This window comes from Streptomyces yongxingensis, assembly GCF_055597465.1.
In genome coordinates, this window is record NZ_CM145717.1 from 1,470,148 (window position 1) to 1,489,071 (window position 18,924).

Annotated in this window: 2 protein-coding genes; both read right to left on the reverse strand. The window is 73.6% G+C overall.

The annotated features are described in order from the left end of the window. Positions 1 to 7: 7 nt before the first annotated feature. Complete coding sequence (locus ACZ6TD_RS05940) at positions 8 to 12,154, reverse strand: SDR family NAD(P)-dependent oxidoreductase (protein ID WP_471351370.1); 12,147 nt, start codon at positions 12,152 to 12,154, stop codon at positions 8 to 10. Positions 12,155 to 12,195: 41 nt separating this feature from the next. After that, positions 12,196 to 18,894: an SDR family NAD(P)-dependent oxidoreductase gene (locus tag ACZ6TD_RS05945; RefSeq protein ID WP_471351371.1), complete on the reverse strand. Its 6,699-nt coding sequence runs from the start codon at positions 18,892 to 18,894 to the stop codon at positions 12,196 to 12,198. Between the last annotated feature and the right edge of the window lie 30 nt (positions 18,895 to 18,924).

Genomic DNA, 18,924 nt, shown 5'->3' on the forward strand with positions numbered 1-18,924 from the left:
GCCTCCATCAGGGCAGTTCACGGTCAATGAGCTCGAACATCTCGTCGTCCGAGGCGGCTTCGAGGGCGTCGAAGCCGGTCGCCCCGGCCGGGTCGCCGGACCCGCCGCCGTTCCACTTCGCCAGCAGGGCGCCCAGCCGTTGGGCGATCCGCTGCCGGCCTTCGTCGTCCGTGTCGAGGGTGGCCAAGGTGGTGTCCAGCCTGGCCAGCTCGCCCAGGACCGGGTCGACCGCGTCCCGCCCCGGCGCGGCCCCGTCGCCGGGTGCCAGCCGTTCCAGCAGGTGGTCGGCGAGTGCGGCCGCTTCCGGGTAGTCGAAGACCATTCCCGCGGGCAGGCGCAGACCGGTGGCGGCGGCGAGGCGGTTGCGCAGTTCGACGGCGGTCAGCGAGTCGAAACCCAGCTCCTTGAAGCTGGCCTCGGCCTGCACGGCGTCCACATCGGCGTGTCCGAGCACCGTGGCGGCGTGGCCACGGACCAGGTTGAGCACGAGTCGGTGCCGTTCGGCCGTGGACAGGCCCGCGAGGCGGGCGCCCCAGTCGACCTGCCGGTCCTCCCCGGCCGCCGCCGCGGTGCGCCGCCCGGTGCCGCCACCGCCGCCCGTGGCGGCCAGGGCGCGCAGCGTGGCGGGCAGGCTGTCGGCGGGCAGTCCGGCGAGGGTGCGGGGGTCCACGTGGGCGGCGGCCAGATGGGCACCGCCGTGCTGGACGGCGGCGTCGAGCAGGGCCAGACCGTGCCGGGTGCTCAGGGCCGCGACGCCGGTCCGGGACATCCGGGCCAGATCCGCCTCGGCCAGGTGTCCGGTCATGCCGCTGGCGTCGGCCCACAGCCCCCAGGCGATCGAGACACCCGGCAGCCCGACGGCCCGGCGGTGGGCGGCGAGCGCGTCGCAAAAGGCGTTGGCGGCGGCGTAGTTGGCCTGTCCCGGGCTGCCGAGTGTGCCGGCGGCGGAGGAGAAGAGGACGAACATGCCGAGCCGCAGATGGGCCGTCGCCGTGTGCAGATGGGCCGCGGCCGTGGCCTTGGCCGTCCAGACCCGCGCCAGCCGTTCGGGGGTCTGTGAGGTGACCACCGCGTCGTCCAGCACACCCGTGGCGTGGACGACTCCGGTCAGCGGATGCTCGGGGTCGACCCCCGCCACCAGCTCCGCCACCGCCGAGGCGTCGGTGACATCCGCCGCCGCGACGCGCACCCGGGCGCCCAGCTCCTCCAGCCGGGCGGCCAGGTCGCGGGCGCCCGGAGCGTCCGGCCCCCGCCTGCTCACCAGCAGCAGATGGCCGATCCCCCAGGCGCGGACGAGGTGTTCGGCGATGTAGCCGCCCAGGGTGCCGGTGCCACCGGTGATGAGGACCGTGCCGTCCGGGTCGACCGCCGCAGGTACGTCCAGGACCAGCTTGCCGGTGTGCCTGGCCTGGCTCAGTTGCCGTAGCGCGTCCCGCGCCCGGCTGAGCGGCCAGGGCCGTACCGGCGCGGGTCGCAGCACTCCGGCGGCGAACAGCTCGCTCAACTCGCGCAGCATCTCCCCGATGCGGTCCGGCCCGGCGTCGGGGACCAGGTCGAAGGCGCGATAGCGGACACCCGGATACGCGGCCGCGAGGTGTTGCGGGTCGCGGATGTCGGTCTTGCCCATCTCGGAGAGCCGTCCGCCGTCGGCCAGCAGCCGCAGGGAGGCGTCCACGAACGGCCCGGCGAGGCTGTTGAGCACCACATCGACACCACGGCCACCGGTGGCCTCACGGAACACCTCCTCGAAGTCCAGATCGCGCGACGAGGCCCGATGCGCCGCATCGATGCCCATCTCCGCCAGCACCCCGTGCTTGCCAGGGCTCGCCGTGGCGTAGACCTCGGCGCCCAGGTGGCGGGCGATGTGCACCGCCGCCATGCCGACGCCGCCGGTGGCGGCGTGGATCAGCACCGTTTCGCCGTTCCGCAGCCCGGCCAGGTCCACCAGCCCGTACCAGGCGGTGAGGAACACCACCGGTACGGCGGCCGCCTGCCGGAAGCTCCAGCCGTCGGGGATCGGCACGACCATGCGCGCGTCCGCCACCGCCCACGGGCCGAACGCGCCCTCGAACAGGCCCATGACCCGGTCGCCCACCGCGAGACCGGTCACCTCCGGGCCGATGTCCACGACCACCCCGGCGCCCTCGCTGCCGCGGAACACCCCGCCCCCGGGGTACATCCCGACGACGATGAGCGCATCGCGGAAGTTCATGCCCGCCACGTGCACGGCGATCCGGACCTCTCCCGGCCCCGGTGGCTCGAGCACCTCGGGGCACGGCACGGGCGTCACATTGTCCACGGTGGACGCGCCCTCCACGGCGAGCCGCCACGCGGGCTGTGCCACCGGGCCGACCAGACCGCCGCTGCCGGGGCCGCCCGCGCGCATCAGGCGGGGTGCCCACACCCGGCCGGATCCGACCGCCACCTGCGGTTCGTCCAGGGCGACGGACCTCAGCACACCGTCCAGCACCGCCGCGCCGATCTCGTCGGGGTCGGGCGCGCCGTGCGGATCGCGGTCGAGCAGGATGAACCGCTCCGGGTTCTCCGCCTGTGCGCTGCGCAGCAGCCCCCACACCGCGGCACCGGCCGTGTCCACGGCCCCGGAGCCGGGGTCCTCCGCCACCTGGCCACCTGCGGCGACCGCGCCGTGTGTCACCACGACCAAGCGGCTCTCGGCCAGTCGGGGTTCGGCCAGCCAGCCCCGCAACACATCCAGGGTCCGCCGTACGGCCGCCAGGGCATCGGCCTCCGCGGCCACGATGTCCACGGCCGTGGTCGAGGCCGGTACGGCGGTCAGCGCCACCGAGGGTACGGGGCTCCCGGCGTCGATCGCCGCGACCAGCGACTCCAGGTCCGGGTGGCGGACTACGCCCGGTGGGGCCCAGTCCAGGCCCTCGGAGCCGAGCGCCACCCAGCCGCCGTCCCCGGCCACCAACTGGGGCAGGCCCGTGTCCGCTCCGGGCGCCGGCTCGGAGAGCGGGATCCAGTCCAGGGTGAACAGTCCGTCCACGGCGCCTCGTCCGGCGGTCCGCAGCTGATCCGTACGGGCGGGGCGCAGCACCAGCGAGTCGACCGTGAGCACCGGGTCGCCCACGGCGTCGGCCACGGCGATCCGCAGCGCCCGCTCGCCGTCCGCGCCCTGCTCACGCGGGGACAGCCGGACGCGTACGGTGGTCGCTCCGGCCGCCCACAGCGACACGCCGTTCCAGGCGAACGGCAGCCACACCCGGCCGTCGTCGTGCTGCTCCTCGGGCCGGTCGGGCCGGTCGAGGAGGGACGCCGGGTGCAGCGCGGCATCGAGCAGCGCCGGGTGGATGCCGAATCCGGCCTGGTCGCCCGCGGCCTCCGGGAGCGCCACCTCGGCCAGCACATCCGCGCCGTCGCGCCACAGCTTGCGGACGCCTTGGAACGCGGGGCCGTATCCGTATCCGGCGGCCTCGGCACGCTCGTAGAAGCCGTCGATGTCCACCGGCTCCGCGCTCGGCGGGGGCCAGACCCCGGAGGGTCGGGGTGCCGGTTCGCCCTGGGGGCCGAGTACGCCGACCGCATGGCACACCCAGACCGGGTCCGCGGTGGTTTCGGTGTCGCGGTCGGGCCGGGAGTACACCCGTACGTCGCGGCGTCCGTCGGCGGCGGCCTCGCCCACCACCACCTGGACGCGCAGCCCGCCGGTGTCGGGGAGGACGAGCGGAACCTGCAGGGCGAGTTCCTCCACCGTGCCGCAGCCCGCCTCGTCGGCGGCCCGCAGCGCCCATTCGACCTGGGCCGCGCCCGGCACCAGCCGGGCGCCCGCCACCACGTGTTCGCCGAGCCAGCCCTCGCCGCCACCGGCCGTCAGCCGCCCGGTGAGCAGATGGGTGCTGCCGTCGGCGAGTTCCACGGCCGCGCCGAGCAGCGGGTGGTCCGCGGAGACCAGGCCGAGGTCGATGGGGTCGCCGCCCCGGCCCGCGGTGCCCTCGAGCCAGTAGCGCTCGCGCTGGAAGGCGTAGGTGGGCAGCGGCACGGTGCGGGGCGCGGGGTCGGTGGGGAACAGGGTGGTCCAGTCGACGTCGACGCCCGCGGTGAACGCCTGGGCCAGCGACCGCACCAGCTGGGCGAGATCGCCGTGGTCGCGGCGCAGGGTGGGGACGGTGGCGGCGGGGACGCCCGCCTCCTCGAAGCTCTCCTGCATGCCCACCGTGAGGACGGGGTGGGTACTGGCCTCGATGAACACCCGGTGGCCATCGGCCAGCAGTGCCTGGATCGCCTCGGCGAACCGCACCCGCTCCCGCAGATTCCGCACCCAGTAGCCCGTGTCCAGGACGGAGCCGTCGGCCCGGCCACCGGTCACGGTGGAGTAGAACACCACCTCGGACGCGGGCACCTCGACCGGCTCGACTCCCCTGAGCAACTCGGTGAGTTCGTCGGCGATCTCATCGACCTGGGGGCTGTGCGAGGCGTAGTCCACCTCGATCATACGGGCGCGTTCCCCGGTGTCACGGCAGGCCGCCACGGCGGCGGCCACCTGCTCCGGCGGGCCGGACACCACTGTGGAGGCGGGGCCGTTCACGGCGGCCACGACCACGGCGGTGGCGCGGTCGCCGAGTCCGGACAGCAGATTCGTGGCCTGTTCCTGGCCCACGCCGACGGAGGCCATGGCCCCGCCACCGGCCAGTTGGCGCAGCGCCCGGCTGCGCAGGGCCACGATCCTGGCGCCGTCCTCCAAGGTCAGCGCCCCGGCCACGCAGGCGGCGGCGATCTCGCCCTGGCTGTGGCCGACCACGGCGGCGGGCCGCACCCCGTGGCCCGCCCATACGGCGGCCAGGGACACCATCACCGCCCACAGGACGGGCTGCACCACATCCACCCGGCTCAGATCGCCCGCGCCGGCCACGCCGCGCAGCACATCGGTGAGCGACCAGTCGACATGGGGCGCGAGCGCTCGTTCGCACTCGGCCACCCGGGCGGCGAACACCGGTGAGGCGTCCAGCAGTCCGGCGCCCATCCCGATCCACTGGGAGCCCTGGCCGGGGAAGACCAGCACCGGGCCCGCGCCGCCCGTGGTGGCGGCCGTGCCCGTGTGCACCACGCCCGGGTGTGTCTCGTCGGCCGCCAGCGCCTCGATGGCCGCCATCAGTTCCGCGTGGCTCTCGCCGACCACCACGGCGCGGTGGTCGAACAGGGTGCGGGAGCGGATGAGGGACCAGCCCACCTCGACGGGCGTGGCCGTGGTGCCGGTGGCCAGCCGCGCGGCCAGCGCCCGCGCCTGGTCCCGCAGCGCGCCCGCGCCCCGCGCGGACAGCACCCAGGGCACCACTCGAGGGCCGTCGGACTCGGGCTCCTGCTTGGTGCGTTCGTCCCGGTCGGGGGCCTGTTCGAGGATGACATGGGCGTTGGTGCCGCTGATGCCGAAGGACGACACAGCGGCCCGGCGCGGACGTTCGTCCGTCGGCCACTCGACCGCCTCGGACAGCAGCCGCACTCCCCCGTCGTCCCACTCCACATGCGGGCTCGGCTCATCGATGTGCAGTGAGGCGGGCAGCAGACCGTGGCGCATCGCCATCACCATCTTGATCACACCCGCCACGCCCGCGGCGGCCTGCGTATGACCGATGTTGGACTTGATGGAGCCGAGCCACAGCGGACGGCCCTCCGGCCGCTCCTGCCCGTACGTGGCCAGCAGCGCCTGGGCCTCGATGGGGTCGCCGAGCGTGGTGCCCGTTCCGTGGGCCTCGACCACGTCGACGTCCGCCGGGGAGAGCCGTGCGGTGGCCAGGGCCTGGCGGATCACCCGCTGCTGCGATGGGCCGTTCGGCGCGGTCAGACCGTTGGACGCGCCGTCCTGGTTGACCGCCGACCCACGGATCACCGCCAGCACCTCACGGCCCTCGCGGCGCGCGTCCGACAGCCGCTCCAGGACGAGCAGCCCGATGCCCTCGCCCCAGCCGGTGCCGTCGGCCGCCGCGGCGAACGGCTTGCAGCGGCCGTCCGGGGCCAGTCCGCGCTGCCGCGAGAACTCCACGAAGGTGTTCGGTGTGGCCATCACCGTGACGCCACCGGCCAGGGCCAGGGTGCACTCCCCTTGCCGCAGGGCCTGTGCCGCGAGATGCATGGCCACCAGCGACGACGAACACGCCGTGTCCACCGTCACCGCGGGCCCCTCCAGGCCGAAGGTGAACGCCACGCGACCGGAGGCGATGCTCGGTGTGCTGCCGGTCATCAGCCGGCCCTCGACGCCCTCCGGGGTGCGGCCCAGGAAGCGGCTGCCGTAGTCGTCGTACATCACGCCGGTGATCACCGCGCTGCGGCTGCCCCGTAAGCTCACCGGGTCGATGCCCGCGCTCTCGAACGCCTGCCACGCCGTCTCCAGCAGCAGCCGCTGCTGGGGGTCGGTGGCCAGCGCCTCGCGGGGGGAGATCCCGAAGAACTCGGCGTCGAACCGCGGTGCCTCGTAGAGGAATCCGCCCTCGCGGGCGTAGCTGGTGCCGGTGTGGTCCGGGTCGGGGTCGAAGAGGCCCCCGAGGTCCCAGCCGCGGTCCGCGGGGAACTCCCCGATCGCGTCCACGCCCTCGGCCACCAGCCGCCACAGCTCCTCGGGGGAGCCCACTCCGCCCGGATAGCGGCAGGCCATGCCGACGATGACGATCGGGTCGTCGTCGGTGGCCACGACGGCTGCCGTCGCCGGGAGCGGTGTCCCGGCCGGTGCGCCGCCCAGCCGCTCCCGCAGGAAGCGCACCAGGGCGTCGGGGGTCGGATAGTCGAAGATGACGGTGGCCGGGATCCGGGTGCCGGTGGCAGCGTTGAGCCGGTTGCGCAGGTCGAGGGCCGTGAGCGAGTCGAAGCCGAGGTCCTGGAAGGCCCTGCCCAGGTCGATGGCCTCCGGGGCGGGATGGGCGAGCACGGTGGCCACCTGATCGCGCACCAGCTCCGCGATGAGCCGGTCCTGTTCCTCGGCGGACAGCCCGGCGAGCCGCCCGGACAAGGAGCCCGCCCCGGTGTTCCGCGCGGCCCGCGTGGGGACGTGCACCAACCGTCGCAGCACGGGCGGAAGCGGTCCGGCGGCGGCCCGGGTGCGCAGCGCCGCGAGGTCGAAGCGCGCGGGGACGAGCGTGGGGTGGTCGGTGGTGAGCGCCGTGTCGAGCAGCGTCAGCGCCTGCTCGTTGGAGACGGCGGCGATACCGGAGCGGGCCATCCGGGCGAGGTCCGCGTCGTCCAGGTGGCCGGTCATGCCACCCGCGGACGCCAGCAGCCCCCAGGCCAGGGTGTGGGCCGTCCGCCCTTCGGCGCGGCGGTGTTCGGCGAGGGCGTTGAGGAACATGTTGGCCGCGGCGTAGTTGGCCTGGCCGCCGTTGCCCATGATGGAGGCGGCGGAGGAGAACATCACGAACACGGCCGGATCCATGTCCCGGGTCAGCCGGTGCAGATGCCATGCGGCATCCAGCTTCGGGGCGAGGACGGTGTCGAGTTGCTCGGGGGTCATGGCGGTGACCACACCGTCGTCGAGCACCCCTGCGGCGTGGACGACGGCGGTCAGCGGATGCTCTTCGGGGACGGTGGCGAGCAGGGCGGCCAGCGCCTCGGGGTCGGCGGCGTCACACGCGGTGACGCGTACGTCCGCCGCGCCCAGCGCGGTCAGTTCGTCCGCGAACGCGTCGATGTCCTCCGTGATGCCACCGCGCCGGCTGACCAGCAGCAGGTGGCGGGCGCCGTGTGCGGTGACCAGATGGCGGGCCACCAGCCGGCCCAGCGCTCCGGTGCCACCGGTGATCAGTGCGGTGCCGTCCGGGTCGAGGGGGCGGGGCGGGGTGTCCTGACCGGGGCGGACGGTGACCAGACGGGGCACATGGGCCGTTCCCGCTCTTAACCCCACCTCGGATTCGGCACCGGCGACGGCGGCCGGCAGGACGGTGCGCAGGGCCTCGCGCGACGCGGGGTCGTCGTCCAGGTCCAGCAGCAGGATGCGCTCGGGGTGTTCGGCCTGGGCCGCGCGGACCAGGCCCCATACGGGCGCGGTGGCCAGGTCGGCGGGCGCGTCCCCCGGGCCGGTGGCGACCGCGCCACGGGTGGCGATGACCAGCCGGGTTCCGCCGAACCGCTCGTCCGTCAGCCAGGTGCGCAGCGCGTCGAGGACCTGATGGACCGCCGCGCGTACACGGGCGGGTGTTTCGTCGGGGTGTGGTGAGATCTCCGGTGCACCGGGGCATTCGAGGATGACGACGTCGGGGGCGTGCTGTCCGCCGTCGAGGGCGGCCCGCAGGGCGGCCAGGTCCGGATGGGACGGGAGGGCCGGGTCCGGGTCCTGGGATCCGACGAGCGCCCAACCCGCCGTGGACGGGGCGGTGTCGGTGGCGACCGGATACGGCTGCCAGTCCAGGCGGTACAGCGGGGTGTCGGCCGTGGCGGCGCGGGCCGAGCGCCAGCGGTCGGCGGAGACCTCCCGCAGCCCGAGCGCGTCGATGGTGGCCACGGGCGCGCCGTGGTCGTCGGTCAGCCTCAGGGTGATGGTGTCCGGGGCGGTGGGGGTGATGCGTACGCGCAGCCGGGTGGCTCCGGTGGCGAAGAGCCGCACCCCGCCGAAGGAGAACGGCAGCCGGACGGTCCCCTCGGCGCCGTCCGGCGCGTGGTCACCGCCGAAGCGGCCGGAGCCGCCGGAGCCGCCGGAGCCTCCGAAGCCGCCGAAGAGCTCCTCCACCGGGTGCAGGGCGCTGTCGAGCAGGGCGGGGTGCAGCCCGTAGCCGTCGGCGTCGCCGCGCTGTTCGGGGGCCAGACGTACCTCGGCGAACATCTCCTCGCCGAGCCGCCATGCGGTGTGCAGTCCACGGAAGGCGGGCCCGTAGGCGTATCCCTGAGCGGCCAGGCGCTCGTACAGGTCCGCCACATCGACCGGGACGGCCTCGGCGGGTGGCCAGGCCGTGGCCGGCGGCTCGTCGTCGGGCGGTGGCGTGGCCGCGTCGGACAGCACACCGGTGGCGTGGTGGCGCCAGGCGGCGGGCGCGTCCAGGGCGTCGCCGCCCTCCTCGGCGGGGCGCGAGGCGATGGTGACGGCCCGTCGTCCGGCCTCGTCGGGCGGGGAGACTGCGAGCTGGATCCGTACCGCGCCGGAGGCGGGCAGGATCAGCGGCGTCTCCAGGGTGAGGTCGTCAATCAGCTCACAGCCGGTGTGCGCGGCGGCGAGGAGGGCCAGCTCCAGCAGGGCCGTACCGGGCAGGGGGACGCTGTCCGCGATGGTGTGGTCGGCGAGCCAGGCATGGGTGTGCGCGGACAGCCGTCCGGTCAGCAGCAGCCCGCCGTCGGGCGTTTCCACGGCGGCCTGGAGCAGGGGATGGCCGGTGGCGCCGAGGCCGACGGCGCGTACGTCGGCGGTGGCGTTCGGGACGGGCCGCCAGTACCGCTGCCGCTGGAACCGGTAGGTGGGCAGGTCGACACGGCCCGCGTCCTCGGGGAGGGCGGCGGCGAAGTCGACCGTGGCGCCGTCGATGTGCGTCAGGGCGAGCGCGGTCAGCAGCGTACGGGGTTCGTCGCGGCCCGGGCGCAGGGCGGTGGCGAACACGGGCGCGGCGCCGGGGGTGTCGGAGGAGGTCGGCTCGGCGGCCAGGGCGTCCTGGGCCATGGTGGTGAGGACGGCGTCCGGGCCGAGTTCGAGGTAGCGCGTCACGCCTTCGCCGTGCAGGGTGCGCAGCCCGTCGTGGAACCGCACGGGCTCGCTGACGTGGCGCACCCAGTACTCGGGGTCGCGGAGCTGCTCGGGGTCGGCCTGCCGGCCGGTGACGTTGGAGATCACCGGGATGCGCGGTGCGTGGTAGGTGAGCCGCCGCGCCACCTCGCGGAAGTCGTCGAGCATGGGGGCCAGGAGGGGCGAGTGGAAGGCGTGGCTGACCCGGAGCCGCTTGGTGCGGTGCCCCCGCTCCTTCAGGGTGCGGGCGATCTCGTCGACGGTTTCGGTGGCTCCGGACACGACCACCGAGGTGGGGCCGTTGACCGCGGCGAGGGCCACGCGGTCCTCACGGCCCGCGAGCAGGGGGAGGACCTGCTCCTCGGTGGCTTCGACGGCGGCCATGGCGCCGCCGGACGGCAGCGCCTGCATCAACCGGCCGCGCGCGGCCACCAGTTCGCAGGCGTCCGGCAGCGACAGCACACCCGCCACGTGCGCCGCCACCAGTTCGCCGACGGAGTGTCCGGTCAGGAACGAGGGGGTGAGGCCGAACGACTCGACGAGCCGGAAGAGCGCGGTCTCCAGGGCGAAGAGGGCCGCCTGGGTCACACCGGTGCCGTGCAGGGCCCGCGCCTGGTCGGTGTCCTCCGCCGCGAAGAGGATCTCGCGCAGCGGGTGGCCGGGCAGCGGATCGAGATGGGCGCAGACCTCGTCCAGGGTGGCGGCGAACACCTCGAAGGTCCGGTACAGCTCACGGCCCGTACCGGGCCGCTGGCTGCCCTGTCCGGTGAACATGAAGGCGGTGCCGCCGGAGCGGGTCGCCGCCGTGGCCCGGATCAGCCCGGGGTGGCTCTGGTCGTCGGCCAGGGCCCGCACGGCGGCCAGCAGTTCGTCACGGTCCTCGCCGATGGCCACGGCCCGGTGCTCGAAGGCCGAGCGGGTCCGGGCCAGCGACCAGCCCACATCGGCCACGGGCAGCGCGGGGTGGGCGGCGAGGTGTGCGGCGAGCGCCTCGGCCTGGTCCCGTAACGCCTGTCCGGTACGGGCGGACACCACCCAGGGCACCACGCGGCGGGCCGTCGTCGCCGCGTCCACGGCGGTCGGCTCAGGGGTCCGGTCCGACGCGGAGGGCTCGTCGGCGGGAGGCTGTTCCAGTAGCAGATGGGCGTTGGTCCCCGAGATGCCGAAGGAGGACACCGCGGCCCGACGGGGCCGCTCGCCACCCGGCCACCCGACCGCTTCGGTGAGCAGGCGTACGGCGCCGGTGTGCCATGCCACGTGGGGCGTCGGCTGGTTGACGTTCACGGTGGCGGGCAGCGTCCCATGCCGCATCGCCATGATCATCTTGATGACACCGGCCACGCCCGCGGCGCCCTGGGTGTGTCCGATGTTGGACTTGACCGATCCCAGCCACAGTGGCCGGTCCTCGGTCCGGTCCCGGCCGTAGGTGGCGAGCAGCGCATGGGCCTCGATGGGATCGCCGAGGCGGGTTCCGGTGCCATGCGCCTCCACCACGTCCACCTCGGCCGGGGACAGCCGTGCGTTCGCCAGCGCCTGGAGGATGACGCGCTGTTGGGAGGGTCCGTTGGGCGCGGTCAGGCCGTTGGAGGCGCCGTCCTGGTTGATGGCCGAGCCCCGGATCACCGCGAGCACCCGATGGCCGTGGCGCTGTGCGTCGGACAGCCGCTCCAGCAGCACCAGGCCCACGCCCTCGGAGAAGGCGGTGCCGTCGGCGTCGGCGGAGAACGCCTTGCACCGGCCGTCCGGAGCCAGCCCGCGCTGCCGGGAGAACTCGGTGAAGACGTTCGGGATGGCCATCACCGTCACCCCGCCGGCCAGGGCCAGGGTGCACTCGCCCTGCCGCAGCGCCTGAGAGGCCAGGTGCATCGAGACCAGCGAGGACGAGCACGCCGTGTCCACCGTGACGGCCGGCCCCTCCAGGCCGAGGGTGTACGCCACCCGGCCGGAGAGCACGCTGGGCGCGTTGCCCGTCACCAGATAGCCCTCGGCGCTCTTCTCGATGTGCGGGGTGCCGAAGCCGGGCAGCGCGGTCCCGGCGTACACGCCCGTCGAGGTGCCCTTCAGCGAGACCGGATCGATTCCGGCGCGTTCGAGGAGCTCCCAGGACACCTCCAGCAGCAGCCGCTGCTGCGGGTCGATGGCCAGCGCCTCGCGCGGGCTGATCCCGAAGAACTCGGGGTCGAAGCGGTCGGCGTCATAGAGGAAGCCGCCCTGGCGGGCATGGCTGGTGCCGGGGTGGTCCGGGTCCGGGTGGAACAGCCCCTCCAGGTCCCAGCCACGGTCGTCGGGGAACTCCCCCATCGCGTGCGCGCCGGAGGCGAGGAGCCGCCACAGCGCCTCGGGCGAGTCGGCCCCGCCGGGGTAGCGGCAGGCCATGCCGACCACGGCCACCGGCTCCTGGGCGCGGTCCTCCAGCTCGCGCAGCCGCTGACGCGTTTCGTGCAGATCGCCTGCCACTCGCCTCAGATAGTCGACCAGCTTCTCTTCATTAGCGTGCGTCACGGAGGATCACCCGGCCTTCAGCGAAGGGCGCGCCACGTTGTTCATGACAGGCCAAGTTCGTTGTCGATGAATTCCAGAACCTGATCGGCGGTCGCCACCTGCAACCGCTCCACGGCATTGCCGTCGTCCGCCTGTGCCGACGAGCACATCGCCTTCCACTTGGACAGCAAGGTCTCCAGCCGGGCGGTGACCGCGCCGGAGTCCACGTCCTCGACCACGACGGCCGACAGGCTGTTCTCCAGCCTGACCAGCTCGTTGAGGACGGGATGGGGCCGGGGTGCGTCGGGGCCCTGGGCACCCGGCTCACCGTCCGGCGAGAGCTCCCGGCGCAGATGCTCGGCCAGCACCGCCGCCTCCGGGTGGTCGAAGACGAGGGCCGCGGGCAGCCGCAGCCCGGTGGCCGCGGCCAGCCGGTTGCGCAGCTCCACGGCGGTGAGCGAGTCGAAGCCGAGGTCCTTGAACGAGGCGTCCGGCCGCACCACACCCGGATCGGCGTGGCCGAGGACGGTGGCCGCCTGGGTGCGCACCAGGTTGAGCAGCAGCCGGTGCTGTTCGGTGGGCGGCAGCCCCCTGAGCCGGCCCGCCCAGTCGGTGTTCTGTCCACCGGCGGCCGCCGTGGGCCGCGCCCGTCCGCTGCCGCCGACGGTGGCGAGGGCCCGCAGGGGGGTGGGCAGGGTGCCCGGGGCCTGAGCGGCGAGGGCGCCGGTGTCCAGGTGGAGGGCCAGCAGATGCGGATGGCCGTGGTGGCAGGCCGCGTCCAGCAGCGCCAGCCCCTCCTCGGTGCTGTTGGCCTTGATGCCCAGACGGCCGATCCGGGCCAGATCGGCGTCGGCCAGCCGCGCGGTCAGGCCGCTGGTGGCCGCCCAGAGCCCCCATGCCACCGACAGCCCTGGCCGCCCGGCGGCCTGGCGTCGGGCGGCCAGGGCGTCGCAAAAGGCGTTGGCGGCAGCGTAGTTGGCCTGACCGGGGGTGCCGAGATCGGAGGCGAAGGAGGAGAACAGGACGAACATGCCGAGCCGCAGACGCTCGGTGGCGGTGTGCAGATGGGCCGCCGCCGCGGCCTTCGCCGCCCAGGCCCGTGCCAGCCGCTTCGGATCCTGCGAGGGAAGCATCGCGTCGTCCAGCGCCCCCGCCGCGTGCACGACACCGGTCAGCGGGTGTGCCGGGTCGATGCCCGCGAGGACCTCGGCCACCTGGGCGGCGTCGCCGATGTCGCACGTGGCGATGCGTACGTCGGCGCCCAGGTCGGCGAGCTGGGCCACCAGCTCCTTCGCCCCGGGTGCGTCGGGGCCACCGCGACTCACCAGCAGCAGATGGCGGATGTTCCAGGTACGGACGAGGTGTTCGGCCACCAGAGCGCCGAGGGTGCCGGTGCCGCCGGTGATGAGCACGGTGCCCTCGGGGTCCACCGGGGCGGGGACGTCCAGGACCAGCTTGCCGGTGTGCTTGGCCTGGCTGAGATACCGCAACGCCTCACGCGCGCGGCTGAGTGGCCATGCGTGCACCGGGGGAGGCTCCAGCGCACCGGAGGCGAACAACTCGCCCAGCTCTCGCAGCATTTCGCCGATACGGGCCGGACCGGCGTCGGCGATCAGGTCGTACGCGTGGTAGCGGACACCGGGGTGCCCGGCCGCGATCCGCTCCGGGTCACGGACATCGGTCTTGCCCATCTCCAGCAACCGGCCGCCCTCGCGGAGGAGGCGGAGCGAGGCGTCCACGAATTCCCCCGCGAGACTGTTGAGCACCACATCGACGCCCCGGCCACCGGTGGCCTCCCGGAGCGCCTCTTCGAAGGCCAGGTCGCGCGACGAGGCCCGGTGGGCCGCATCGATGCCCATCTCCTCCAGGACCCCATGCTTCGCCGGACTCGCCGTCGCGAAGACCTCCGCGCCGAGATGCCGCGCGATCCGCACGGCGGCCGTCCCCACACCGCCGGTCGCGGCATGGATCAGCACGCGCTCGCCCGCCTGGAGTCCCCCCAGCTCCACGAGCCCGTACCAGGCGGTGAGGAACACGACGGGGGCGGCGGCCGCCTGCCGGAACGTCCAGCCTTCGGGGATGGGTACGACCGTACGGGCGTCCGCCACGGCCAGCGGGCCGAACGCGCCCTCGAACAGCCCCATCACCCGGTCGCCCACAGCGAGACCGGTCACGCCGGGGCCGACCTCCCGCACCACACCGGCGCCCTCGCTGCCACCGAACACCGCGTCCCCGGGGTACATCCCCAACACCATCAGCGCATCGCGGAAGTTGACGCCCGCCGCGTGGACGTCGATGCGCACCTGGCCCTCCCGCAGAGGCTCCAGCACCTCCGGGCACACCACCGGCCGCACGCTGTCCACCGTCCCGGCGCCCTCGAGCCCGAGCCGCCACGCGGACTGCCCCACCGGGGCCGCCAGGCCCGCGCTCGGCGTGGCGCGCACCAGCCGGGGCATCAGCACCCGCCCCGCGCGCAGGGCCAGTTGCGACTCGTCCAGCTCGATGGCGCGCGCCACGGCGTCGGTCACGAGGTCGGCGGACACCTCGGTGCGGGGGTCGAGATCGAGCAGCAGGAAACGGCCGGGGTTCTCGGCCTGAGCGCTGCGCACCAGACCCCATACCGCGGCGCCGGACACATCCACACTTTCGGCCACGGGGTCAACGCCACCCGCGTCGCCGGTCGCGACGGCGCCACGTGTCACCACCACCAACCGGGCCTCGGCCAGGCGCGGCTCGGCCAGCCAGCTCTGCAACAGCGCCAGAGCCCGTTCCGCCGAGGCCAGCCCGTCGGCCGCCATCCCGCCATCCCGGGCACGGACCGCCTCGGCGGGCTCGAGTGCCAGGACGACGGCGGGGGCCGGGGCGCCCGCGTCGAGCACACTGATCAACGCCTGCGGATCCGGATGGCATACGGCGGCGGACCCGGCCGGAGCCCGGTCCTCGGGCCCCAGGATCACCCAGTCGGTGTCGTCGGCCGGGTAATCCGCGGACCGACCGTCGCCGTTGGGCGGCGCGGGAACCGGCAAAGGGCTCCAGTCCATGACGAACAGCCCGTCCGCGCCCGGCCGTTGGGCCGTACGGAGCTGATCGGCGTCGGCGGACCGCAGCACCACCGCGTCGGCGCTCAGCACCGGGGCACCCAGGGCGTCCGCCACGGTCACCCGCAGCGTACGCTCCCCCTCCGCGCTCGGCCCGTACGGAGAGATCCGCACCCGTACCGTGCTCGCCCCGGCCGCCCACAGCGACACCCCGTTCCAGGTGAACGGCAACCACACCCGGCCATCGGCCGACTCGACGTCGCTCGGTGACCCATCGGTCAGCAGAACGGGATGCAGGGCGGCGTCGAGCAGCGCCGGGTGGATGCCGAATCCCGTCCGCTCCCCCGCGGCCTCAGGCAGCGCCACCTCGGCCAGCAGGTCCGCACCGTCCCGCCACACGGCGCGCAGCCCCTGGAAGGCCGGACCGTACGCGTATCCCGACGCCGCGATGTGCTCGTAGAAGTCCACGGGGTCGATCGGCTTCGCACCCGCCGGTGGCCATGCCCCGCCCAGCTCCTCCACTGGCGTGGAGCCCTCGGGAGATGGGCTCAGCAGGCCCTCCGCGTGACACACCCACCCGGCCGCCGTGTCGGCGCCGTCGTCGGGGCGCGAGTACATCCGCACATCGCGTCGGCCATCGGCGCCCGGCCCGCCCACGACCACTTGCAGCCGCACCCCGCCGCTGGGCGGCAGCACCAGCGGTACCTGGAGCGCCAGCTCCTCCACCCCACCGCAGCCGACCTCATCGGCGGCCCGCAGCGCCCACTCGACCAAGGCCGTCCCGGGCACCAGCACCGCGCCCGCCACCACATGGTCGGCGAGCCAGCCATGAGACTGCGCCGAGAGCCGTCCCGTCAGCAGATGGCCCTGGCCGTCGGCGAACTCCACGGCAGCGCTCAACAGCGGATGGCCCGCGGCGACCAGTCCGAGGTCGGTGGGGTCCGTACCCCGGCCACTGAGACCGTCGAGCCAATAGCGCTGGTGCTGGAAGGCGTAGGTGGGCAGATCGACCGTACGAGGGGCGGGGTCGGCCGGGAACGCCGCCCTCCAATCCACCTCCACCCCGGCGATGAACGCCTGGCCCAGAGAGTGAAGGAGCTGGGCCTGGCCACCGTGATCACGACGCAGCGTGGGCACAGTGACCGCGTCCACACCCGCCTGCTCGAAGATCTCCTGCATCCCGATGGTCAGCACAGGGTGCGTACTGGCCTCGATGAACACCCGATGCCCATCCGCCAGCAACGCCTCAACCGCATCAGCGAACCGCACCCGCTCCCGCAGATTCCGCACCCAATAATCCGCGTCCAGCACGGAAGCGTCGACCCTGCCACCGGTCACCGCCGAATAGAACACCACCTCATCCGCACCCGCGACAACCGGACGCACACCGGCCAGAACCTCATTCAACTCCTCACGGATCTCCTCCACCTGAAGACCGTGCGAGGCATAATCCACCTCAATCAGCCGCGCCCGCTCCCCCACCTCCTGACACGCCGCCACCACAGCGGCCACCTCATCCGGCGGACCCGAAACCACCGTCGACGACGGCCCATTGACGGCCGCCACACCCACACCAGCAGCCTGGTCTCCCAGGCCGGAAAGCAGCTCCCCCGCCCGCTCCCGACCCACACCGAGCGACGCCATCGCCCCACCACCGGCCAACCGCCGCAACGCCCTGCTCCGCAACGCCACAACCTTCGCACCATCCTCCAAAGACAGCGCACCCGCGACGACAGCCGCCGCGATCTCACCCTGGCTATGACCCACCACCGCCACAGGACGCACCCCATACCCCGCCCACACCGCCGCCAACGACACCATCACCGCCCACAACACCGGCTGCACCACATCCACCCGGCCCACATCCGCCACACCCTCCACCCCACGCAACACATCCGAAAGCGACCAATCCACAAACGGCGCCAACGCCCGCTCACACTCCCCCACCCGCGCCGCGAACACCGACGACACCCCCAACAACTCCGCACCCATCCCCACCCACTGCGAACCCTGACCGGGGAAGACGAGCACCGGCCCCACATCACCCGTCAGCGCAGCAACACCCGACTGCACCACACCCGGATGCGACACACCACCCGCCAACGCCTCCACACCAGCCAACAACCCAGCCCGATCACCACCCACCACCACCGCCCGATGCTCAAACACCGACCGCGCCGTAACCAACGACCACCCCACATCCACCAACGACAACTCAGACGCACCACCCACCCGCCCAGCCAACGCCGCCGCCTGCCCCCGCAACGCCTCCACACTCCGCCCCGAAACCACCCACGGCACCACCCCACCCACCTCGGAGGACGCCGTCGGCACATCCTCCTCAGGAGCCTGCTCCAGGATCAGATGGGCGTTCGTACCCGAGATGCCGAACGACGACACCGCCGCACGGCGGGGCCGCTCCAGGCGGGGCCACTCCACCGGCTCGGTCAGCAGCCGCAGCCCGCTGCCCTCCCACTCCACATGCGGGGTGGGCTCGTCCAGATGCAGGTTCGCGGGCAGTCCGGGGTGCCGGAGTGCCATCACCATCTTGATCACGCCCGCCACACCGGCCGCCGCATGCGTATGGCCGATGTTGGACTTCAGCGAGCCCAACAGCAGTGGCCGGTCGGCGGGGCGGTTCCGGCCGTACGTGGCGATCAGGGCCTCGGCCTCGATCGGGTCGCCGAGTGTGGTGCCGGTGCCGTGTGCTTCGAGGGCGTCCACATCGCCCGGCCCCAGCCCGGCGTTGGCCAGCGCCTGGCCGATCACGCGTTCCTGGGCCACGTCGTTGGGCGCGGTGAGGCCGTTGCTCGCACCGTCCTGGTTAATGGCCGAGCCCCGGATCACGGCCAGCACCCGATGGCCGTTGCGCCGGGCCTCCGACAGCCGCTCCAGCACCACCAGACCGACGCCTTCGGAGAAGCCGGTGCCGTCCGCGTCGGCGGCGAAGGACTTGCACCGGCCGTCCGGGGCCAGTGCGCGCTGCCGGGAGAACTCGGTGAACATGATGGGGGTGGCGAGCGAGGTGACACCGCCCGCCAGGGCAAGGGTGCACTCCCCCTGCCGCAGAGCCTGCACCGCCAGATGCATGGCCACCAGCGAGGCCGAGCAGGCGGTGTCCACCGTCACCGCCGGCCCCTCCAGACCGAAGGTGTAGGCCACCCGGCCCGAGATCACACTGGTGAGTCCGCCCGTGGTGGCGTAGCCCTCGAATCCCTCGGGGATGCGCGGGGCCCTGGACAGATAGTCCTGGCTGGACACACCGGTGTAGACACCCGTGCGGGTCCCCTTGAGCGACACCGGATCGATACCGGCCCGCTCCAGGGATTCCCACGCCATCTCCAGCACCAGCCGCTGCTGCGGATCCATGGCGAGGGCTTCCCTGGGGCTGATGCCGAAGAACGCCGCGTCGAAGCGGTCCGCCTCGATGAATCCGCCCTGACGGACACAGCTGGTGCCGTAGTGCTCCGGATCGGGGTGGTAGAGGTTCTCCAGGTCCCAGCCACGGTCCGTCGGGAAGTCCCCGATCGCGTCGACACCCGAGACGAGCAGTTCCCACAGCTCCTCCGGGGAGGTGACCCCGCCGGGAAAGCGGCAGGCCATGCCCACCACGGCCACCGGCTCCTGGGAGCGCTCCTCCACCTCGCGCAACCGCAGACGCGTATCGTGCAGATCGGCGGAAACACGCTTGAGATACTCGACCAGCTTCTCTTCGTTCGCCATGAGGGTCACCCGGCCTTCAGCGATCGTCGC

Coding starts and splice junctions, on each gene's coding strand:
- ACZ6TD_RS05945 (WP_471351371.1), bottom strand. CDS start 18,894: ATGGCGAACGAAGAGAAGCTGGTCGAGTATCTCAAGCGTGTTTCCGCC.